The sequence below is a fragment of the Streptomyces liangshanensis genome, assembly GCF_011694815.1.
Classification (GTDB): domain Bacteria; phylum Actinomycetota; class Actinomycetes; order Streptomycetales; family Streptomycetaceae; genus Streptomyces; species Streptomyces liangshanensis.
On record NZ_CP050177.1, the window covers coordinates 6,156,833 to 6,176,421 of the forward strand.

The window sequence follows — 19,589 nt, forward strand, 5'->3', positions numbered from 1 at the left end:
GGTTCGGCGGTGCCCACCCGGCCGACCTCCGTGTCGGCCTGGTGGTTACTGTGCAGTCACTTAGCTCGAACGGCTGACTGCCCGAACCGGAGGCGCCCCCATGACTTCGCTTGATCCAGTACACGACAAGGACGGCGTACGGCTCACCGTCGAGGACGCGGTCGCCACGGTGACACTGACCAATCCGGCCAAGCGCAACGCTCAGTCTCCCGCTCTGTGGCGGGCGTTGTCGGAGGCCGGGAGGTCGTTGCCGGGCAGTGTGCGGGTTGTCGTCCTGCGCGGCGAGGGTCTCTCCTTCTCCGCCGGGCTCGACCGGCAGGCGTTCACCCCCGAGGGGTTCGACGGGGAGCCTACTTTCCTCGATCTCGCGCGCGAGTCCGACGAGGCTCTCGACGCGGCGATCGCCGGGTACCAGGAAGGATTCACCTGGCTGCGGCGCAACGACATCGTGTCGATCGCTGCGGTCCAGGGGCATGCCATCGGGGCGGGCTTCCAGCTCGCCCTGGCGTGTGACCTGCGGGTGGTGACGCCCGACGTCCAGTTCGCCATGCGCGAGACCGGCCTCGGCATCGTCCCCGACCTCACCGGCACCCATCCGCTGGTGGGGCTGGTGGGCTACGCCCGCGCGCTGGAGATCTGCGCGACGGGCCGCTTCGTCCAGGCGGCGGAGGCCGAGCGCACCGGGCTCGCCAACCTGGTGGTCGACGCGGACGAGCTGGACGCCTCGGTGAAGGACCTGGCCGCCGCACTGCTGGCCGCGCCGCGCGACGCGGTGATCGAGACGAAGGCGCTGCTGGCGGGCGCCGCGGGCCGCACCTTCGACGAACAGCGCGCCGCCGAGCGCGCGTCCCAGGCACGCCGCCTCCGCGACCTGGCGGGCCTCGCCGACTGACGCGCGGCCCCGCGCCCCGGAGCATCCCCGTCGGGAGCGCGCGCGGGCGCGGGCGAAGGATCCGGGGCGCGGGTACGGCCTGCGGCGTGCGCGCCGCAGGCCGTACCCGCCCCTTCGGTACGAGCTCGTACGTGACCCCCGCGGCGCCCTACGCGCGCCCCGCGCCCGGCTCCGCGCCCTCCCGTACCGCCTCCACCGCCGTCACCAGCACCGTCACCGGCGGTGTCCCCGTCGCGGCCACCGCGTCCCGGACCGCCCGGGCCACCGTCGGCGCGTGGTGGCCCGGGGCCGTCGCCACCTCCACGCGTACCTGGTTCCAGGTGACGGTCACCGCCGCGCCCAGCGTTCCGGTCAGGTACGCGACCCCCGGCACCCCCGCCGCCGCCCAGGCCGCCTCGCCCTTCGCCACCGCCGCCCGTCCCCCGACCGGCCCAGTGGCCGCCGACTTTCTCCCGGCCCCCGCCCCGGCCCCCGCCCCGGCCCCCGGCTCGCCCGGTCCCGCCTCCGCCCCGCCCGCCCCGTCGCCCGGCTCCACCAGCCCCGTCACCCGCAGGTCGACCTCCGCCACGTCCAGCCCCAGCCGCTCCCGGGCCGCCCCCGCCAGCACCTCACGCACCCGCCGCGCCACCGCCATCAGCGGCTCACCCGTCGTCGCCGTGAACTCCCCGTCGATCCGCAGCGGCCCCGCGACCGCGTCCCCCGGCGGCGGAGGCACCACCGGCAGACCGGGCCCGTCGTCGTCGGCCGCGGAGACCGCGAGCGTCCCCAGCGACGCGCCCGGCACCGCCTCCGCCGCGCGCCGCAGCTCCGCCGACGCCGCCTGCTCCGTCACCCAGATCCCCTCGGCGGGGCCGCCCGAGGGGAGCAGCCGGCCCAGACCCAGCCGCTGCCGCACCGCGGCCGTCCATCCGGAGGAGCCCTGGCCGTCGGCGCCCTCCGCGGGGCCCTGGCCGTCCGTGCTGTGCGCTGTCGTCATGGGCCCAGCCTGCCGTATGTACGGTGCGTAACCGCACAAGCACCCCTAATGTGTGCAAAGGAGTCCAGCACCGAGCGGAAAGGGCGAATGGCGATGTCAGACACCGCATCCCGCAACCAGTCCGAGCCTTCCGTCAGGGAAGGGGCGGGCGACGAGGCGCGCAGGGCCGGCGCCAACAAGCGCGGCGCGGGCGCCGCCGGCTCGCGCGGCCGTACCACCATCGCCGACGGCGTGGTGGAGAAGATCGCCGGCCTCGCGGCCCGGGACGTCGTCGGCGTGCACGCCATGGGCAGCGGGATGTCCCGCACCTTCGGCGCCGTCCGCGACCGGGTGCCCGGCACCGGGTCGTCCAAGTCCGTCAGCCGGGGCGTGAAGGCCGAGGTCGGCGAGGTACAGACCGCGCTCGACCTGGAGATCGTCGTCGACTACGGCGTGTCGATCACCGACGTCGCCCGGGTGGTCAGGGAGAACGTCATCTCGGCGGTCGAGCGCATGACCGGCCTGGAGGTCGTCGAGGTCAACATCGCGGTCAGCGACGTCAAGCTGCCGGACGAGGATGACGACGACGAGTCGGAGACACGACTCCAGTAAGGGGTGGTGGACGAGGGATCGAAGCGGAGGAGGAGCGCGATGAGCATGGCGATGGTCGGCGTGTTGGCCGGGATGGCGCTCGGGTTCGCCGGGTACTTCGGCGGTTTCGGAGCGTTCGTGGTGGTGGCCGTGCTGGGCGCGGCCGGGTTCGTCGCCGGGAGGTTCGCGGACGGCGACCTGGAGCCCGGCGACTTCTTCCGCAGCCGCGACCGCGGCGACCGGCGGCGGTGATCCGGCGTGGCCGGTGACCAGGTGGTGGCCGCCGAGCGCGGAGTGACGACGATCGCGGACCGCGTCGTGGCGAAGATCGCCGCGCGCGCCGCGAGGGAGGCGCTCGACCGCGTACCGGAAGGCGGGGAGGCACCGCACGCCTCGGTGACGCTGCATCACGGCGCCGCCCGGGTGCGGGTCGGTGTCGAGCTGGACTACCCCACCGACATCGGCGCCCGCTGCGGCGCCGTACGGCAGCGGGTCTCCCAGCGGGTGCACGGGCTGGCGGGCGTGGAGGTGGCCGAGGTGGTGGTCCAGGTCGAACGCCTGCACTCCGTCCACACGCGGGGCACCGACGGGGGGAGGATCCGATGAGCGGACCCGCGCACGACGGACCAGGCCGGGACGACCGCGTCGACCGCGCCGAACACGACGACCGCGTCGACCTCGCCAAGCACGACGGACGAGGCGGGGTCATGCAAAAAGACCGGTCCGCCTCGGCCTCCGGGGAAGCGCGCGCGCCGTCCGTGGACGGCGCCACGGTCTCCGGCGGCCGGGCGGGCCGCTTCTGGTCCACGCGCCGGATCCCCGCCGCGGTGACCGCCCTGATCATCCTGGGCGCCGCCGGCCTGGTGCTGTACGACGTCGCGGCGGTACGGGCCGGGCACGCGGCGATGTACTGGCGCCGCCGGCTCGCCGAGGAACTGGCCGAGCAGCCGCTCGACGAGACCTGGCTCATGCTCTCGGCGTGTGTCGCGATGGCCCTCGGCGTCTGGCTCATCCTCCTCGCCCTGACCCCGGGCCTGCGCGCGCTGCTGCCGATGCGCCGCGAGCACGCCCACGTCCGGGCCGGACTCGACCGGTCCGCCGCCGCGCTGGTGCTGCGCGACCGGGCCCTGGAGGTCTCGGGGGTGCGCTCCGCGCGGGTCCGGGTGCGCCGGCGCACGGCACGCGTCCGCGCGCTGTCCCACTTCCGTGAACTCGACGACGTACGGGCCGATCTGGACAGCGCGCTCGGCGCCGGCCTGGGGGAGCTGGGCCTCGCCAGGCCCCTCGCCCTGTCGGTGCGGGTGCGCAGGCCCAAGAGGAAGGGGTGACCGGGTGAGCCGGGGCGAGAGGCGCGGGACGGACCGTCAGGTCAGGAAGGACCGCAAGGAACAGAAGCAGTGGCGGGTGAGGCAGGCCAGGAAGGCGAAGCACGAGACGCGGGAGCGCGACGCCCACCACGGGGGCCCGGGGAAGCCCGGCCGGACCGGCGGGGCGCTCCGGGTCGTCAACCGGGTCCTGCTCGGTCTCATCGGCCTGGTGCTGCTCCTGGCCGGGGGTGTCGTGGTCGCCCAGGGCCAGGACTGGGCGGTGCCCGGCTGGTGGCCGTACAGCGGCCCGCACGACGTCCTGCTGACCCGCCACAACCGCCAGCGCTACCGCGACGACGGCTGGTGGTGGCCGGTGGTCATCGCCGCCCTCGCGGTCATCGTCGTGGTCACGCTGTGCTGGGCGCTGGCGCAGTTCCGGCGGGCACGGCTGGCCGAGATCCTGATCGACAGCGGGGACGGTGAGGGCGCGCTGCTGCGCGGGCGGGCACTCGAAGGAGTGCTGGAGAGCGAGGCGCGGTCCCTTGACGGGGTGGCGCGGGCGCGGGCGCGGCTGACGGGCCGTCGTACGGCGCCGGCGGCGCGGGTCCAGCTCCTGCTGGAGCCGCACGCCGATCCCGGCGGGGCGATGGACCGGCTCACGGGGGAGGCGCTGGCGCACGCGCGGGGTTCCGCGGGTCTTGAGGCGCTGCCCGCGGAGGTCAGGTTGCGGGCCGCCAAGCACCGCCCCGAGAGAGTGAATTGACGCAGGGTACCCGACTCGTAACTCATCTGGTGTCTCTGTGGCCCCATTCGTCCCAGAGTTTCTGATTCTCCCGTTGACTGGTCCCATAGATCACCGATAGGGCTATACGGCGGCCCGGAGCGGCCGCCGGATCCGCGGGACGACAGCGATGCGGCGACAACAGTGATGTGACGGGGTTACAGCTATGGCAAGTGGTGCCACTGCCGGTCCACGGTGGTGCGAGTGATGCCTGTTCCGTGGTGGCGGCCGGGAAGACGGGCCGAGAAGGCACTGGCCGAGGCGCAGTCGGTGTTCGACGCGCGGCTGGCGTACGGGGAGAAGATCCGGCAGGACCGGGTGGCGGCGCTGGAGGGGGAGATCGCCCGGCTGGACGCCGAACTGGCCGCGAAGGACGACCTGGTGCGCTCGGTCCTCACCGAGCTGCGCCACACGGCCACCACCCGGCTGCCCGAGCTGGCGATGTCCACCGCCCACCCCCACGTGGTGGTCCCGGGGCTGCGCGACGCACAGCTGGCCGGCTCCGACGTGGACGTGTCCCTCGGGCATGTCCTCGAACAGGTGCGGCAGTTGGTCGTCGACGAGCGGGTACGCGGCGACGACGCGGCCAAGGCCGTGATGCGGGGCGTCATGGGCAAGCTCCAGGCGCTCCACTACCGGCAGCAGACCTTCCTCCAGGGCATGCAGGAGCGGTACGACCATCCGGACGTGGCCGAGGACCTGGTGCGCCTGGACGAGCTCAACGAGCTGAACCTCCGGCTCGTCCAGGGCCTGGCCGTGATGTGCGGGAGATGGCCCGGGCTCGCCCGGGGGGACTCTCCGGTGCAGGGCATCGTCAAGAGCGCCGCCGGGCGGGTGGTCGGCTACCAGCGGATCGCGCCGCCCAGCTACCAGGTGCGCGGCCGGCTCGGGGTGGTGGCCCGCGCCGTCGAACCGCTCGCCATGGTCCTCGCCGAACTGCTCGACAACGCGCTCAGCCACTCCCCGAGCAACATCGACATCGAGGTCGAGGTGAAACACGGCGCGAGCGGCTGCACCTTCTTCATCACCGACTGGGGACTGGGCATGGAGGCGGACGAGCTGGCGCGGGCCAACGGGCTCGCCGCCGGCGAACTGGCGCTGCTCTTCACCGAGCTGGAGGGCGAACCGCCCGGCATCGGCCTGCCGGTGGCCGGCGCCATCGCCCGCCAGTACGGCCTGCGCACCGTCCTGGAACGCGCCCCCTACAGCAACGGGCTGCGCGCCGCCGTGTTCGTACCGGAATCACTGCTGATCATGGTCAAGGAGGACTCGGTGACGCCGAGCGTGGTGTCACCGAACGTCCCCTCCCCGCGCGGTCCCGTCCCCGGCGACGAGGAACAGTCCGCGCCCACCTCCGCGGACGCCCTGGCGTCCGTCGCCGTCCTGCCGCCCGGCCCGAGCGGTCTGCCGCAGCGCAGGGGCATGCGCGGCCGGGTGCCGGGACCGGTCGGAGTCCCCGACGCGGCCGACGCGCCGGAGCCCAGCCCGGCGGAGAACCAGAGCCGGTGGGCCGCGGTCCAGTCCGGCACGGCGGCCGGCCGCGCCGCCCCGGACCAGCCCGACCACCCCTCCGAAGAAGGACAGCCGTGATGATCGATGGACGCCGTGAGCCGAAGCTCCGGACGACGGACGAACCGATGTCGTGGGTGCTCGAACCGCTGATGGACATCCCGCACGTACGGCACGGCGTGGTCCTCGCCTCCGACGGGCTCGTCCAGGGACGCTCCACGAACCTGCCCCGGGTGGACGCGGAGGGCGCGTCGGCCATGCTCGCCGGGATCATCTCGTCCTCCCGCGGCCTCCTCGGCGCCTTCGCGGGCTCCGACGGCCCCGAGGACGTACGGCAGGTGGTCGTCGAGGGCCTCCACGGCTACGTGTTCCTGACCGGCGCCGGCCGGAACGCGGTGATCGCGGTCTACACCGACACCGAGGTCGACCTCGGGGTCGTGGCGCACGAGGTGCAGGTCCAGGTGAAGAAGCTGGGCCGCGCCATGAGCACCCCGGCGCGCCAGCACGGGAGCGGCGCCGTGGGTGCGGTGTCATGACCCCGGAACGGGCGTCGAGGCCGCTCGTACGGCCGTACGTCGAGACCGGCGGCCGGGCCAGGGCCGACCGCTGCGCGCTCGAACGGATCACCCTGCTCCACCGCGTCGGCGGCGACGTCCCGCGCGGCCTGAGCGACAAGCAGCGCGAGGCCATGGAGCTGCTCAGGGCCGGTGCCCTCTCCCTGGTGGAGACCGCCTCGTACCTGCGGCTGCCCGTCTCGCTGTCGAAGGTCGTGCTGGCGGATCTGATCGCGGCGGGATGCCTCAAGGCCCGCCCGCCCGCGCCCCTCGCGGCGCAGCACGACCCCGAGATGCTGAGAAAGGTGCTCGATGGACTCCGCCGGGCCAAGTCCTCTTCCTGAGGCCCCCGACAGCCGGCCCCCGGCCCACCTGCCCGAGAACGCCCTGATGCTCAAGGTCGTCGTCGCCGGACCGTTCGCGGTCGGCAAGACCACGTTCGTCAGTGCCGTCTCCGAGATCCAGAGCCGGCACACCGAGGAGCTGATGACGCAGGCCGGCGCCCTGGTCGACGACCTGGAGGGCGTGGACGCCAAGACCCACACCACGGTCGGCACCGACTTCGGCCGGCTCACCCTGGACGACCGCCTGGTCCTGTACATGTTCGGCAGTCCCGGGCAGAAGCGCTTCCGCGTGCTGTGGGACGACATCGTCAGCGGCGCGCTCGGCATCCTGGTGCTGGTCGACACCGGCAGGCTGGACGCCGCGTTCGAGGTGATGGACATGGTGGAGGCCGCGGGGCTGCCGTACGTCGTCGGCGTCAACCACTTCCCCGCGTCACCGGTCCACTCCCCGGACGACGTACGCGCCGCGCTCGACCTGCCGGCCGGCACCCCGGTCGTCGGGCTCGACGCCCGGGACCGCGACGCGTGCCTGGACGCGCTGATCACGATGACCCAACACGTCCTGTCCCCGCTGGAGATGGTGTGACCACCCCGCTGACGACCACCCCGCCGACGTCCGACCTGACCCGGCTGTACGGCCCCGAGTTCGCCGCCGACGCCTACGGGATCTACCGGCGGCTGCGCGCCCTCGGCAAGGTGGCGCCCGTCGAGTTCGCCCCCGGGGTCAAGGCCCTGCTGGTGACGGACTTCGGCACCGCGCTGGAGGTCCTGTACGACACCAAGCTCTGGTCCAAGGACCCGCGCGCGTGGGAGGCGGCCCACATGCCCGCCGACTCGCCGATGCGGACCATGCTGGGCTACCAGCGCAGCCCGATGTTCACCGACGGCGACGAACACGCCCGGTACCGGGGGGCGGTCTCCGACAGCCTCGCCCGCTTCGAGCCGCACGTCCTGCGCGGGATGGTGCGGCGCAGCGCCGACCGGCTCATCCAGGGGTTCGCGGCACGCGGGGAGTGCGACCTGGTCGCCGAGTTCGCGATGGGGCTGCCGGTCCTGCTGTTCAACGAGATGTTCGGCGTCCCCGACCGGGAGAACACCCGGCTGGCCACCGCGCTCGCCGGGTTCACGAGCGCGCACCAGGAACAGGCCAAGGAGGCCTGGGACGACTACCTCGGGTACATCGGCGAGCTGGTCGACCTGCGGGTGCGCGAGCCCGGCCAGGACCTGACGTCCTGGCTGCTGGCCCATCCGGCGCGGCTCACCACGCAGGAGGTCTTCGAGGAGCTGCTGCTCTTCGTCGGCGCGGCGCACGAGCCCACCAGCGGGCTCCTCGCCAACAGCCTGCACCGCATGCTGACCGACGACCGGTACTACAGCACGCTCACCGACGGGGCGCTGACCGTGCACGACGCGCTGCGGGTCGTGCTGTGGAAGCAGACGCCGGTGGCCAACTACGGGGCGCACTACCCGCGTCAGGACACCGTGCTGGCCGGGGTGCCGGTGCCGGCGCACAGCCTGGTGCTGATCTCGTTCGCCGCGATCAACGACGGGTTGGCGCCCGAGCGGCCCGAGGAGGCGGGGAACGGGGGGCGTTCGCATCTCGCGTTCTCGGCGGGGCCGCACGCCTGTCCGGCGAAGGACCCCAGTGTGCAGATCGCGGTGACGGCCGTCGAGCGGCTCACGTCGTGGCTCCCGACGCTGGAACTCGCGGTGCCCGCGGACGAGATCGTCTGGCGCCCGACGGGGTTCCTGCGGGCCCTGACCCGCCTGCCGGTGCGCTTCACCCCGATCCACCCGGACCAGGAGGGAACCACTCCGTGGACGTCCCCGGCGTCGGCGTAGCCGCCGTTGTCCTCAATCGCCGGACGGGCTGGGTGTGTACGGGGTGCACGGGGTGCCGGGTCAGAAGCCGTGGCGGGCGCCGCCGTCCACCGGGACCATGACCCCCGTCACGTACGACGCGGCCGGGGAGAGGAAGAAGGCCGCTGTCCGGCCGAACTCGGCGGGGGTGCCGTAGCGGCGCAGCGGGATACGGGCCTCCTGGCGCGCCCGCGCCGCCCCCGCGTCGCCCGACAGCGCGTCGAGTTCGCGGACGCGGTCCGTGTCGATGCGGGACGGCAGCAGGCCCAACACCCGTATCCCGCGCGGCCCCACCTCGTCGGCGAGGGACTTCGCGAAGCCCGCGAGCCCCGGCCGCAGGCCGTTCGACAGCGTCAGGCCCGGTATCGGCTCGTGCACCGACCCGGACAGCACCAGCGCGATCACCCCGCCCGCGCCCAGCTCCGACGTCGCGGCCCGCGCCAGCCGTACCGCCCCGAGGAACACCGACTCGAACGCCGTCCGCCACTGCTCGTCCGTGTTGGCGGTCGCCGCCCCCGCCGGCGGACCACCGACGCTGATCAGCATCCCGTCGAACCGCCCGAACCGCTCCCGCGCCGCGGCCGTCAGCCGCCCCGCCACCTCCGGGTCCGCGTTGTCCGCGGCCAGCCCGTACGCGCCCGGGCCCAACTCCCGCGCCGCCGCGGCCACTCCCGCCGCGTCCCGCCCGGTGATCACCACTTTCGCGCCGTCCCCGACCAGCGCCTCCGCCGCGGCGCGGCCGAGCCCCCGGGAGGCCCCGGTGACGACGTAGACACGGTCCTTCAGCCCAAGATCCATGGGCCTATGGTGCCGTGCCGTCCTTGCCCAGCAGGACGGCGGTCCCCACCAGCCCGATATGGCTGAACGCCTGCGGGAAGTTGCCCAGTTGGCGCCCGGCCACCGGGTCGTACTCCTCCGACAGCAGCCCCACGTCGTTGCGCAGGTCCAGCAGCCGCGCGAACAGCTCCTCCGCCTCCTCCCGCCGCCCCGTCATCCGCAGCGCGTCGGCCAGCCAGAACGAGCAGACGAGGAACGTGCCCTCGCCGCCCGGCAGTCCGTCCACCAACGGGCCCTCGGTGCTGTACCGCCGTACGAACCCGCCGTGCATCAGCTCGTCCCGCACCGCGTCGACCGTGCCCACCACCCGCGGGTCGTCCGGCGGCAGGAAGCCGACCTGCGGGATCAGCAGCGCCGCCGCGTCCAGTTCGTCGGAGCCGTACGACTGCGTGAAGGTGTTCCGCACCGGGTCGTACCCCTTCGCGCAGACCTCGTCGTGCACCTCGTCCCGCATCGCCCGCCAGCGCGCCACGTCCCCCGGCAGCGACGGGTCGTCCTCCAGGGTCCGTACGGCACGGTCGGCGGCGACCCACGCCATCACCTTCGAGTGCGTGAAGTGCCTGCGGGGACCGCGCACCTCCCACAGCCCCTCGTCCGGTTCGCGCCACCGCGACTCCAGGAAGCCGAGCAGGCTGAGCTGGAGCTTCCAGGCGTGCGAGGTCGCGGGCAGGCCCGCGGCGCGCGCCAGGTGGAGGGAGTCCATGACCTCGCCGTACACGTCGAGCTGGAGCTGCTCCACGGCCTCGTTGCCGGTACGGACCGGTGAGGACCCCTCGTACCCGCGCAGCCAGGACAGTTCGGTCTCCGGCAGTCGGCGCTCGCCCCCGACGCCGTACATGATCTGGAGGTCCGCCGGGTCGCCGGCGACCGCGCGCAGCAGCCAGTCGCGCCAGGCCGCCGCCTCCTCCAGGTACCCGGCCGACAGCAGGGCGCCCAGCACCAGCGTCGAGTCGCGCAGCCAGCAGTAGCGGTAGTCCCAGTTCCGCACCCCGCCGATCTCCTCGGGCAGCGAGGTGGTGGGGGCGGCGATGATCCCGCCCGTCGGGGCGTAGATGAGTGCCTTGAGGGTGATCAGCGAGCGCATCACGGCGTCCCGGTGCGGCCCCTCGTACCGGCAGCGCGCCGACCACTCCCGCCAGTCCTCCAGGCTCTGTTCCAGGGCCTCGTACGGGTCGATCAGGTCCGGGCGCTCCTTGTGCGAGGGGTGCCAGGTGAGGACGAACGCCACCTTCTCGCCCGCGCCGACGGTGAACGACGAGAAGGTGGTGAAGTGCTGGCCCCACGTCTTGACGTGCGGCTCGCTGCGCAGCCACACGGAGTCCGGTCCCGCGACGGCGACCCGGTGGCCGTCCGAGCGCCGCATCCACGGCACGACCGAGCCGTAGTCGAAGCGCAGCCGGAGGGTGGACCGCATCTCGACCGTCCCGCTGACGCCCTCCACGATCCGCACGATGTCGGGCGCGGTGTCGCGCTGGGGCATGAAGTCGGTGACCTTCACCGTGCCGGTACGCGTCTCCCAGACGGTCTCCAGGACGAGCGTGTCGCCCACGTAGGAGCGCCGGGTGCTGTCACCGGCGTCCTTGGGGGCGATCCGCCAGTGGCCGTTGTCCTCGTCGCCGAGCAGGGCCGCGAAGCAGGCCGCCGAGTCGAAGCGAGGAAGGCACAGCCAGTCGATGGAGCCGTTCCTGCCGACCAGGGCGGCGGTCTGGAGATCGCCGATGAGCGCGTAGTCCTCGATGCGTGGGGTCACTCTGGGCCTCTGCCCACGTCAACGAGGGGTTAGGCCCGGTCAGGTGGCCCTGTCCGCCGGATCCTCGTGGGTCCGCGCGCGTCGGCGGTCGGGTCGGACCGTCGCCGTCGCCGGGTCAGACCGTCGCCGGGGACGGTTCCGGTACGTCCTGGTCCGCCGCCGCGGCCTCCGCGGCCGCCGTGCGGTCGCGCTTCTCGCGGCGTACGAGCACGACGAAGCCGACCGGCACCCCGGCGGCGAACAGCCACCACTGGACGGCGTACGCCATGTGCGGGCCGATCGAGCCGTCGTCGGGGTCCGGGATCTCCTGCGGGGAATGCCCGGCGGGCACCGGTGAGGTCAGCTCGATGTACCCCCCGAGGACCGTGCGGTCCAGGTACTTCGCCTGTTCCTCGCTGTTGATCAGCATGACCTGGCGGGGCGGCAGGTCGCGCAGGTCGCGGATGCCGCTGCCCTTCGTCGTCTCGTCGGCCTTGAGCCGGCCGGTGATCGTGACCTCGCCCGAGGGCGGGGCGGGGATCTTCGGGAAGGCCCGCTGGTCGTCGCCGGACGGGATCCAGCCCCGGTTGACGATCACCGCGCGGCCGTCGTCCAGGACGAGCGGGATCAGGACGTGGTAGCCGACCTGTTCGTCACTGGACGTACGGCGGCGGACGACCACCTCGTGGGCGGTGTCGAACCGGCCCGTGGCGGTGACCCGGCGCCAGTAGTCGGAGTACGGGACGGTGTGCCCCGGGGAGGTGAGCTCCGTGACCGGGACGGGCTTCGCCTTGAGGTTGTCCGAGATCAGCGTGTTCTGGGCGACCTTGTGCTCATGCCGGTGAAGCTGCCAGAAACCCAGCTCGATCATCGTCGGGATGAGCGCGAGCGAGAGCAGGGCGAGAATCACCCACTGCCGGGTGAACAGGAAGCGGTACACGCCTTCGACGGTACCCGCCGGGCCCCGGGGGCCGGACGGCGGGTACGAATCGGTCACCTGTCCGTGGAGGTGGGGGCGGAACCGCCCGCGGGCGCCACGTCCCGCAGGAGCTGGGTGAAGGCGGCCTCGTCGATGACCGGGGTGCCGTACGACGCCGCCTTGACGGTCTTCGACGTCGAGGACTCCGGATCGTTGGTCACGAGCAGGCTCGTCAGCCGCGACACGCTCGTCGCGACGTGCAGCCCCGCCTCCACCGCCCGGTCCTCCAGCAGTTCGCGGTCGACGGACGTGTCGCCCGAGAACGCCACCCGCATGCCCTGGACGAGCGCCTTGCCCGGCTCGTACCGGCCCGGGTTCGGATACGGGCAGGACGGGCGCTTGCGCGAGGGCCGCCAGCTCGTCTGCGCCGCCGGGCGGTACGACGACTGCCGGCCGATCCGGGGCCGCGCGGGCGAGTCCGACCACTCCGTGAGCGGCAGGCATTCGAGGAGCGGGAGCCGTACGCCGCCCCGCGCCGCCGCGTGCAGACTCGGCCGGAACGCCTCCGCGAGCACCCGCGCGTCGTCCAGCGCGTGGTGCGCGCGCTGCTGCACCACGCCGAAGTGCGCGGCCAGCGACTCCAGTTTGTGGTTGGGCAGCGGCAGGGCCAGCTCCTTGGACAGCGCGATCGTGCACAGCCGCTGCCGGGTGGGCGCCGCGCCGCCCGCGCGCGCGTACTCCCGGGCGATCATCGACCAGTCGAAGATGGCGTTGTGCGCCACCAGGACCCGGCCCTCCAGGCGCTCCGCGAACTCGGCGGCGATCTCCGGGAAGAGCGGGGCGCTCTCCAGGACGTCGCTCGTCAGCCCGTGGATCCAGACGGGTCCCGGATCGCGCTCCGGGTTGACGAGCGTGTACCAGTGGTCCTCGACCTCGCCCCGGACGTCCAGGCGGTAGACGGCGGCGGACACTATCCGGTCGTCGCGGGCGAGGCCGGTGGTCTCCACGTCGACGACCGCGTACCCCTGGGGGTAGGCGGCCGGCCACGTCGTCGCTGTCGTCTGGTCGTCGAGCATGGTCACAGAGAATACGGGCCGGGACCGACAGCACGGTCGCCCGGGCGGCCCGGGCCCGCCGCCGGGTGGTCCGTCAAGTGCGGGTCGCTGTCGCGCCGCTGACGGCCCGGGTGAGACTCTCGCCGGATGACGGACTCCACCCCCGCCCACGCGGAGCCGCACGGCGACGCCCTCGGCACCCGCCTCAACTGGCTGCGCGCGGCCGTCCTCGGCGCCAACGACGGCATCGTCTCCACGGCGGGCCTGGTGGTCGGCGTGGCCGGCGCCACCGACGCCAGGGGGACGCTGCTGACGGCGGGTCTGGCGGGCCTGCTGGCCGGGTCGATGTCGATGGCGACGGGGGAGTACGTGTCGGTCTCCACCCAGCGCGACTCGGAACGGGCGGCGCTGGCCGTGGAGCGCCGCGAGCTGCGGGAACAGCCGGAGGCCGAACTCGCCGAGCTGACGGGCCTGCTGGCGGAGCGGGGCCTGTCGCCCGAGGTGGCGCGGGAGGCGGCCGAGCAGCTGACGGCGCGGGACGCGCTGCGCGCCCACGCGAGCGAGGAGCTGGGCATCGACCCCGACGCGCTGACCAACCCGTGGCACGCGGCGGGGGCGAGCTTCCTGTCGTTCACGGTGGGCGCCCTGCTGCCGCTCCTCGCGATCGTCCTGCTCCCGCCCTCGTACCGGGTGCCGGTCACGGTCCTGGCGGTGCTGGTGGCCCTCGCCCTGACCGGGTGGGGCAGCGCGCGGCTGGGAGCGGCCCCGAGGACCCGCGCGGTGCTGCGGAACATGGGCGGGGGAGCGGTGGCCATGGCGGTCACGTACGCCGCGGGCGCGCTGCTGGGGGCGGCGGGGGTGTGACGGGGGCGCGCTGCTGGGGGTGCGGCGGGTCGCGGGCCGGCCAAGTGGTGCGCGTCACAGCGGGGGAGGCCGCCCCCGCCGCCCGTGCGGCACGCGGTCCTGACCACCCGAAAGCGGGCGTAACGTGTTCGGGTCCCATCATCAGACCGGCAAGGACCCCCCATGCGCGCCACCGTCATCCACGCTCCCCACGACATCCGGGTGGAGGAGGTGCCCGATCCGGTGATCCGGCGGCCCACCGACGCGGTGGTGCGGGTGCTGCGGGCCTGCATATGCGGCAGCGACCTGTGGCCGTACCGGGGCGAATCGGTCGTGGAGCCCGGGTCGCGGATCGGGCACGAGTTCCTCGGCGTGGTCGAGGAGACCGGCTCCGACGTGGCGCGCTTCGCGGTCGGCGATCTGGTGGTCGCGCCCTTCGTCTGGGCCGACGGGACCTGTGACTTCTGCCACGAGGGGCTCCCCACGTCCTGCCCGAGCGGCGGCGACTGGGGCGACGGCGGCACCGACGGCGGCCAGGGCGAGGCGGTCCGGGTCCCCTTCGCCGACGGCACCCTCGCCGCGCTCCCGGCCGACGCGGCCTCCGACGAGCGGCTGCTGACCGCGCTGCTCGCCCTCTCCGACGTGATGGGCACCGGACACCACGCGGCCCTGGGCGCCGGGGTACGGCCCGGCAGCACCGTCGCCGTCGTCGGGGACGGCGCGGTGGGGCTGTGCGCGGTGCTGGCCGCCCGGCGGCTGGGCGCCGGGCGCATCATCGCGCTGGGCCGCCACCAGGCCCGTACGGACCTCGCCAGGACCTTCGGCGCCACCGACGTGGTCGCCGAGCGCGGCGAGGCCGCCGTGGAGGCCGTGCGCGAGCTGACCCGGGGGCAGGGCGCGCACGCCGTCGTGGAGGCGGTCGGCACCGAGCAGTCGATGCGTACGGCCCTGCGGATCACCCGTGGCGGCGGGGCGATCGGTTACGTCGGGGCGCCCCACGGCAGCGGTACGGCCGTGGACCTGCGCCACATGTTCGACCGGAACATCGCGCTGCGCGGCGGGCTCGCGCCGGCCGGGGCGTACATCCCCGCGCTGCTGCCCGACGTGCTCGACGGCACCCTCGACCCGTCGCCCGTCTTCGACCTGACGGTCTCCCTGGACGACGTGGCCGACGGCTACAAGGCCATGGACTCCCGTACCGCGCTCAAGGTGCTCATCAGGATGTAGTCCGGCTCCACGGCCGAGACCCCGGCCCGGGCCCCGGACACGACCGCGGACACGACTGCGGGCCGCCCCCGGAGGGACGGCCCGCGCCGTGAAATGCCGTGCTCACGCGTGCCGGTGACGGGATGTCAGGACCGGCGGCGGTGGGAACGCGATCAGTGCCGGAAGCCGCTCACCGCGTCCAGCGCGTCGGCGATGCCCGCGCCGTAGAAGCTGTTGTACCGCTTGCTCCCGCTGCACACCGCGTCGACCTTGCCGTCGCTGTTGTAGTCGTACACCGCCGGGCAGGCCGTGTCGTCGGCCTGGGCCGTCAGCAGCGCCTTGATCACCGCGAGGGAGGCGTGCGGGTACGTCGACTTCAGCAGCGCCGCGACACCCGCGACGTGCGGGGAGGCCATCGACGTACCGGACATGTAGCCCCACGAACCGCCCGGCAGCGGGCCCAGGATGGAGCCGCTGGTGGCCGGCGCGTCCGGGACCTGGTAGCGGTCGCCGCCCGGCGCCGCGATGTCGATGATGCCCAGGCCGTAGTTCGAGAACGACGACTTGCCCGACTTGGCGCCGGTGGCCGCGACGGTCACGACACCCGGGAGCTGGGTCGGTATGTCCAGGCACTCGGACGGGTCGATCACCCGGTCACCGGGGATGGTGTCGTTCGGGCTGGTCGGGTCGGTGATGGAGTCGGCCGCGAGGTCGTACGCCTCGTTGCCGGCCGCCGCCACGTTGACCGTGCCCTTGCTCTCCGCGTACTTCGAGGCCCGGGTGACGGCTTCGACGAGCGCCTTCTGGTCCGGGTCGTTCTTGCAGTTGAAGTACCACGGGTCGGTGTAGTAGCTGTTGTTGGTCACGTCGACACCGTGGTCGGCGGCCCAGACGAAGCCGCAGACGACCGCCTCGGTGTAGAAGAACCCGGCCGGCGTGGAGACCTTGATGCCGGCGACCTTCACGCCCGGGGCGACCCCGGTGACGCCGATGCCGTTCTTGGCGGCGGCTATCTCACCCGCGACGTGCGTGCCGTGCGGGCTCTCCCCGGCGTTCGGACGCCAGGCGCCGTCCGTCGTGTCGGGCTTGCCCGTCACGCAGTTGACCGACGCGGCGCGGTCGAAGTTCGGGGCGATGTCGGGGTGCGTGTCGTCGACGCCCGTGTCGATGACGGCGACGGTCACCTTCCGGCTGCCGAGGGTCTTCTCGTGGGCCTTGTCCGCCTTGATGGCGCGCAGGTCCCACTGCAACGGCTCCAGCGGGTCCTGTGCGGCGGACTTGTCCGCGGTCGCCTCGGCGAGCTCGGCGGCGGTGAGCGCGCGGGGCGCGCCCTCGTCCGTGGTGGACTGCGCCGGCAGCGGCGCGGTGCGGGTGGCACCGGCCGAGTCGACGCCCCTGACCTTGCGCAGGGACTTCGCGAAGTCCGGGTTCTGCGAGGACGCGACGATGACGCCTATGCGGTCGTAGGTGGTCACCACCGTGCCGCCGGCCTTGCCGACGGCCTTCTCCACCGACTTCAGCGTGGAGCGCCCGCCGTGCGTGTTGACGACGTACGAGAGCTTGGGGCCGTCCGTGACGACCGGCGCCGAGACGGCCGGTGCCGCCGGAGCGGCGACCGCCGAGGCGCCGGGCAGGAAGCCGAGCGAGGCGGTGAGCGCCAGACCAGCGGGCAGCGCGAGTACGCGTCTGCGTCTGGATCCCAGATGAGCCATGGGTTCTCCACATCATCCGTGAGAGCCGCCCACGCGCATGACGCGCGTGGACAGGTGCATGATCAGCGAAAACTACCGTCGACCACCCCCGCGTATCAATGACTTGAGACGCCGCCGACGGGACGTCAAGAAGAAAAACCGCCGCGTTGAACCGCTTCGCCACGCCTTCCGTGCCGTTGTCAGAGGGACCAGCAACATCACACGCCCAACCGTGCGAGGTCCCTCATGCCAGTCCCCACAGTGCCCCCGTCACGAGGAGATTCCGTGGCTTCCGACGCACCACCGCCCCCGGGCGGAACGGACACCAGCCCCGCTCGCCCCACCCCCGACCTGCCCGCGCAACAGCCCACCACCGCCCAGTACGCCGACGTGCAGGACAGCACGGAGTTCGGCGAACTGCGGCGCACCTACCGCTCGTTCGCGTTCCCGCTGACCGTCGCCTTCATCGCCTGGTACCTGCTGTACGTCCTGCTGTCCAACTACGCGGGCGGCTTCATGGGCACCAAGCTCTTCGGCAACATCAACGTCGCGCTCGTCCTCGGCCTCGCCCAGTTCCTGACGACGTTCCTCATCGCCTGGTTCTACGCGCGGTACGCCTCGCGGAAGCTCGACCCCAAGGCCGACGTCATCAAGTCCCGTATGGAGGCGGACGCATGAGCCAGCCACTCCCGCTCCACCTCGCCGCCACCTCGGACGCGAGCGAGCACCGGCCGCTGATCATCACCCTCTTCGCGCTGTTCGTCGTCGCGACCCTGGTGATCACCGTCTGGGCCGGCCGCCAGACCAAGAGCGCCTCCGACTTCTACGCGGGCGGGCGCCAGTTCACCGGATTCCAGAACGGACTCGCGGTGTCCGGCGACTACATGTCCGCCGCGTCCTTCCTCGGCATCGCCGGCGCCATCGCCCTCTTCGGCTACGACGGCTTCCTCTACTCGATCGGCTTCCTGGTCGCCTGGCTCGTCGCGCTGCTCCTCGTCGCCGAGCCGCTGCGCAACTCCGGCCGCTACACGATGGGCGACGTCCTCGCGTACCGCATGCGCCAGCGCCCGGTCCGTACCGCCGCCGGTGTCTCGACCATCGTCGTCTCGATCTTCTACCTGCTCGCGCAGATGGCCGGCGCGGGTGTGCTCGTCTCCCTGCTGCTCGGCATCACCAGCGACGCCGGCAAGATCGCCATCGTCGCGCTGGTCGGCCTGCTGATGATCGTGTACGTCACCATCGGCGGGATGAAGGGCACCACCTGGGTCCAGATGGTCAAGGCGGTCCTGCTGATCGCGGGCACCATCCTGATCACCTTCCTGATCCTGCTGAAGTTCCACTTCAACGTCTCCGACCTGCTGGGCACGGCCGCCTCCAACAGCGGCAAGGGCTCCGCCTTCCTGGAGCCGGGGCTCAAGTACGGCGCCACGGAGATCTCCAAGCTGGACTTCATCTCCCTGGGCATCGCGCTGGTGCTCGGCACCGCGGGCCTGCCGCACATCCTGATCCGCTTCTACACCGTGCCCACCGCCAAGGCCGCCCGGAAGTCGGTGATCTGGGCGATCGGCATCATCGGCTCCTTCTACCTGATGACCATCGTCCTCGGCTTCGGCGCCGCGGCCCTGCTCAAGCCCGGCGACATCATCGCCTCCAACAAGGCGGGCAACACGGCGGCCCCGCTCGCCGCCCTGGAGATCGGCGGCGGAGCCGGCTCGACCGGCGGCGCCATCCTGCTCGCCGTGATCTCCGCCGTGGCCTTCGCCACCATCCTCGCGGTGGTCGCCGGCCTCACCCTGGCGTCCTCGTCGTCGTTCGCGCACGACATCTACGCCAACGTGATCCGCCGCGGCCAGGCGACCGAGAAGGAGGAGGTACGGGCCGCCCGCTGGGCGACCGTCGCCATCGGCGTCGTCTCCATCGCGCTGGGCGCCCTCGCCCGCGACCTGAACGTGGCCGGGCTGGTCGCGCTCGCGTTCGCGGTGGCCGCCTCCGCCAACCTGCCGACGCTCCTCTACAGCCTCTTCTGGAAGCGGTTCACCACCGCGGGAGCGCTGTGGTCGATCTACGGCGGCCTGGCCTCGTCCGTCCTGCTGGTGCTGTTCTCGCCGGTCGTCTCGGGCAAGCCCACCTCGATGTTCCCCGGCGTCGACTTCCACTTCTTCCCGCTGGAGAACCCCGGCCTGATCTCCATCCCGCTGGGCTTCCTGCTCGGCTGGGTGGGCACGCTCGTCTCCAAGGAGGAGCCGGACACCGGCAAGTACGCGGAGCTGGAGGTCAAGTCCCTGACGGGCACCGGGGCGCACTGATCCCCCCGCCCGTCCGGACACCCCCCACCGGGTGAGCGAGCCTCTCCGCGGCCGCGTCGCAGCACTCCGCGACGCGGCCGCGGCGCGTCCCGCGCCCCACCGGCACCTGCCGTTGTCGGTGGTCTGACGTAGGCTCGAACCTGACGGATTGCATACACGGTTCGCGACGGAACGGGACGGCCGCATCGCGGTCATGAGGGAAGGGGGCCC

General features: G+C 73.0%; 20 protein-coding genes and 1 pseudogene. 15 read left to right on the forward strand and 6 right to left on the reverse strand.

Annotated elements, in window-relative coordinates; all coding sequences use genetic code 11:
* The first annotated feature begins 100 nt into the window (after nucleotides 1–100).
* Complete coding sequence (locus HA039_RS26745; protein WP_167033911.1) at nucleotides 101–892, forward strand: enoyl-CoA hydratase/isomerase family protein; 792 nt, start codon at nucleotides 101–103, stop codon at nucleotides 890–892.
* A 148-nt stretch (nucleotides 893–1,040) separates the two neighbouring features.
* Here HA039_RS26745 and HA039_RS26750 read toward each other — a convergent pair whose 3' ends face one another.
* Nucleotides 1,041–1,868: a hypothetical protein gene (locus HA039_RS26750; protein ID WP_208298718.1), complete on the reverse strand. Its 828-nt coding sequence runs from the start codon at nucleotides 1,866–1,868 to the stop codon at nucleotides 1,041–1,043.
* 93 nt (nucleotides 1,869–1,961) lie between these two features.
* Here HA039_RS26750 and HA039_RS26755 point away from each other — a divergent pair, with 93 nt between their 5' ends.
* The 10 genes and pseudogenes from HA039_RS26755 (at nucleotide 1,962) to HA039_RS26800 (ending at nucleotide 8,775) form a co-directional block, all read left to right on the forward strand.
* The gene (locus HA039_RS26755) at nucleotides 1,962–2,459 is read left to right on the forward strand and encodes an Asp23/Gls24 family envelope stress response protein (protein ID WP_167033912.1); all 498 of its coding nucleotides are present in this window, start codon (nucleotides 1,962–1,964) and stop codon (nucleotides 2,457–2,459) included.
* Between the two features lie 39 nt (nucleotides 2,460–2,498).
* A complete protein-coding gene (locus tag HA039_RS26760) occupies nucleotides 2,499–2,690 on the forward strand; it encodes a hypothetical protein (protein ID WP_167033913.1) in 192 nt (63 codons plus the stop codon).
* A gap of 6 nt (nucleotides 2,691–2,696) precedes the next feature.
* Nucleotides 2,697–3,044: an Asp23/Gls24 family envelope stress response protein gene (locus HA039_RS26765; RefSeq protein ID WP_167033914.1), complete on the forward strand. Its 348-nt coding sequence runs from the start codon at nucleotides 2,697–2,699 to the stop codon at nucleotides 3,042–3,044.
* 101 nt (nucleotides 3,045–3,145) lie between these two features.
* Nucleotides 3,146–3,766 carry a DUF6286 domain-containing protein gene (locus HA039_RS26770; RefSeq protein ID WP_425086426.1) on the forward strand — a complete coding sequence of 207 codons (621 nt, stop codon included), beginning with the start codon at nucleotides 3,146–3,148 and terminating at the stop codon, nucleotides 3,764–3,766.
* 166 nt (nucleotides 3,767–3,932) lie between these two features.
* Nucleotides 3,933–4,508 (forward strand): annotated as a pseudogene (amaP, locus tag HA039_RS26775) (alkaline shock response membrane anchor protein AmaP); the annotation flags it as partial.
* Between the two features lie 225 nt (nucleotides 4,509–4,733).
* A complete protein-coding gene (locus HA039_RS26780; RefSeq protein ID WP_167033915.1) occupies nucleotides 4,734–6,116 on the forward strand; it encodes an ATP-binding protein in 1,383 nt (460 codons plus the stop codon).
* On the forward strand, nucleotides 6,116–6,571 hold the full coding sequence (locus HA039_RS26785) for a roadblock/LC7 domain-containing protein (RefSeq protein ID WP_167033916.1): 456 nt from the start codon (nucleotides 6,116–6,118) through the stop codon (nucleotides 6,569–6,571). The genes HA039_RS26780 and HA039_RS26785 overlap by 1 nt, the downstream gene beginning before the upstream one ends.
* Entirely contained in the window at nucleotides 6,568–6,933 is a 366-nt protein-coding gene (locus HA039_RS26790; RefSeq protein ID WP_167033917.1) for a DUF742 domain-containing protein, read from the forward strand. The genes HA039_RS26785 and HA039_RS26790 overlap by 4 nt, the downstream gene beginning before the upstream one ends.
* Nucleotides 6,902–7,519: a GTP-binding protein gene (locus HA039_RS26795; protein WP_167033918.1), complete on the forward strand. Its 618-nt coding sequence runs from the start codon at nucleotides 6,902–6,904 to the stop codon at nucleotides 7,517–7,519. The genes HA039_RS26790 and HA039_RS26795 overlap by 32 nt, the downstream gene beginning before the upstream one ends.
* Nucleotides 7,516–8,775, forward strand: coding sequence for a cytochrome P450 family protein (locus HA039_RS26800; RefSeq protein ID WP_167033919.1), 1,260 nt, complete (start codon nucleotides 7,516–7,518; stop codon nucleotides 8,773–8,775). The genes HA039_RS26795 and HA039_RS26800 overlap by 4 nt, the downstream gene beginning before the upstream one ends.
* A gap of 60 nt (nucleotides 8,776–8,835) precedes the next feature.
* On the opposite strand, the gene HA039_RS26805 is transcribed toward HA039_RS26800, so the two are convergent.
* The 4 genes from HA039_RS26805 to HA039_RS26820 all read right to left on the reverse strand — a co-directional run bounded on the left by HA039_RS26805 (nucleotide 8,836) and on the right by HA039_RS26820 (nucleotide 13,360).
* Entirely contained in the window at nucleotides 8,836–9,591 is a 756-nt protein-coding gene (locus HA039_RS26805) for an SDR family oxidoreductase (protein WP_167033920.1), read from the reverse strand.
* 4 nt (nucleotides 9,592–9,595) lie between these two features.
* Nucleotides 9,596–11,380 (reverse strand): glycoside hydrolase family 15 protein, encoded by a 1,785-nt coding sequence (locus HA039_RS26810; RefSeq protein WP_167033921.1) that lies wholly within the window; start codon nucleotides 11,378–11,380, stop codon nucleotides 9,596–9,598.
* Between the two features lie 115 nt (nucleotides 11,381–11,495).
* Complete coding sequence (locus HA039_RS26815; RefSeq protein ID WP_167033922.1) at nucleotides 11,496–12,299, reverse strand: SURF1 family cytochrome oxidase biogenesis protein; 804 nt, start codon at nucleotides 12,297–12,299, stop codon at nucleotides 11,496–11,498.
* 53 nt (nucleotides 12,300–12,352) lie between these two features.
* Entirely contained in the window at nucleotides 12,353–13,360 is a 1,008-nt protein-coding gene (locus HA039_RS26820; protein ID WP_167033923.1) for a DEDDh family exonuclease, read from the reverse strand.
* Nucleotides 13,361–13,480: 120 nt separating this feature from the next.
* On the opposite strand from HA039_RS26820, the gene HA039_RS26825 reads away from it, so the two are divergent.
* Nucleotides 13,481–14,197, forward strand: a complete 717-nt coding sequence (locus tag HA039_RS26825) for a VIT1/CCC1 transporter family protein (protein ID WP_167033924.1) — start codon at nucleotides 13,481–13,483, stop codon at nucleotides 14,195–14,197.
* Nucleotides 14,198–14,359: 162 nt separating this feature from the next.
* A complete protein-coding gene (locus HA039_RS26830; RefSeq protein ID WP_167033925.1) occupies nucleotides 14,360–15,403 on the forward strand; it encodes a zinc-dependent alcohol dehydrogenase family protein in 1,044 nt (347 codons plus the stop codon).
* Between the two features lie 152 nt (nucleotides 15,404–15,555).
* Here HA039_RS26830 and HA039_RS26835 read toward each other — a convergent pair whose 3' ends face one another.
* The gene (locus HA039_RS26835; RefSeq protein ID WP_167033926.1) at nucleotides 15,556–17,094 is read right to left on the reverse strand and encodes a S8 family peptidase; all 1,539 of its coding nucleotides are present in this window, start codon (nucleotides 17,092–17,094) and stop codon (nucleotides 15,556–15,558) included.
* A gap of 264 nt (nucleotides 17,095–17,358) precedes the next feature.
* Between HA039_RS26835 and HA039_RS26840 the strand changes: the two genes are divergently transcribed.
* Together HA039_RS26840 and HA039_RS26845 are read left to right on the forward strand one after the other, a co-directional pair.
* Nucleotides 17,359–17,751 carry a DUF485 domain-containing protein gene (locus HA039_RS26840; RefSeq protein ID WP_167033927.1) on the forward strand — a complete coding sequence of 131 codons (393 nt, stop codon included), beginning with the start codon at nucleotides 17,359–17,361 and terminating at the stop codon, nucleotides 17,749–17,751.
* Nucleotides 17,748–19,379, forward strand: coding sequence for a solute symporter family protein (locus HA039_RS26845; RefSeq protein WP_167033928.1), 1,632 nt, complete (start codon nucleotides 17,748–17,750; stop codon nucleotides 19,377–19,379). The genes HA039_RS26840 and HA039_RS26845 overlap by 4 nt, the downstream gene beginning before the upstream one ends.
* The last annotated feature ends 210 nt before the right edge of the window (nucleotides 19,380–19,589 follow it).

Bases quoted from the DNA above. Each gene is read 5' to 3' on its own strand.
- HA039_RS26835 (WP_167033926.1), bottom strand. From the start codon at position 17,094: ATGGCTCATCTGGGATCCAGACGCAGACGCGTACTCGCGCTGCCCGCT.
- HA039_RS26745 (WP_167033911.1), top strand. From the start codon at position 101: ATGACTTCGCTTGATCCAGTACACGACAAGGACGGCGTACGGCTCACC.
- HA039_RS26770 (WP_425086426.1), top strand. From the start codon at position 3,146: ATGCAAAAAGACCGGTCCGCCTCGGCCTCCGGGGAAGCGCGCGCGCCG.
- HA039_RS26805 (WP_167033920.1), bottom strand. From the start codon at position 9,591: ATGGATCTTGGGCTGAAGGACCGTGTCTACGTCGTCACCGGGGCCTCC.
- HA039_RS26785 (WP_167033916.1), top strand. From the start codon at position 6,116: ATGATCGATGGACGCCGTGAGCCGAAGCTCCGGACGACGGACGAACCG.
- HA039_RS26790 (WP_167033917.1), top strand. From the start codon at position 6,568: ATGACCCCGGAACGGGCGTCGAGGCCGCTCGTACGGCCGTACGTCGAG.
- HA039_RS26845 (WP_167033928.1), top strand. From the start codon at position 17,748: ATGAGCCAGCCACTCCCGCTCCACCTCGCCGCCACCTCGGACGCGAGC.
- HA039_RS26795 (WP_167033918.1), top strand. From the start codon at position 6,902: ATGGACTCCGCCGGGCCAAGTCCTCTTCCTGAGGCCCCCGACAGCCGG.
- HA039_RS26780 (WP_167033915.1), top strand. From the start codon at position 4,734: ATGCCTGTTCCGTGGTGGCGGCCGGGAAGACGGGCCGAGAAGGCACTG.
- HA039_RS26755 (WP_167033912.1), top strand. From the start codon at position 1,962: ATGTCAGACACCGCATCCCGCAACCAGTCCGAGCCTTCCGTCAGGGAA.
- HA039_RS26760 (WP_167033913.1), top strand. From the start codon at position 2,499: ATGAGCATGGCGATGGTCGGCGTGTTGGCCGGGATGGCGCTCGGGTTC.
- HA039_RS26830 (WP_167033925.1), top strand. From the start codon at position 14,360: ATGCGCGCCACCGTCATCCACGCTCCCCACGACATCCGGGTGGAGGAG.
- HA039_RS26825 (WP_167033924.1), top strand. From the start codon at position 13,481: ATGACGGACTCCACCCCCGCCCACGCGGAGCCGCACGGCGACGCCCTC.
- HA039_RS26750 (WP_208298718.1), bottom strand. From the start codon at position 1,868: ATGACGACAGCGCACAGCACGGACGGCCAGGGCCCCGCGGAGGGCGCC.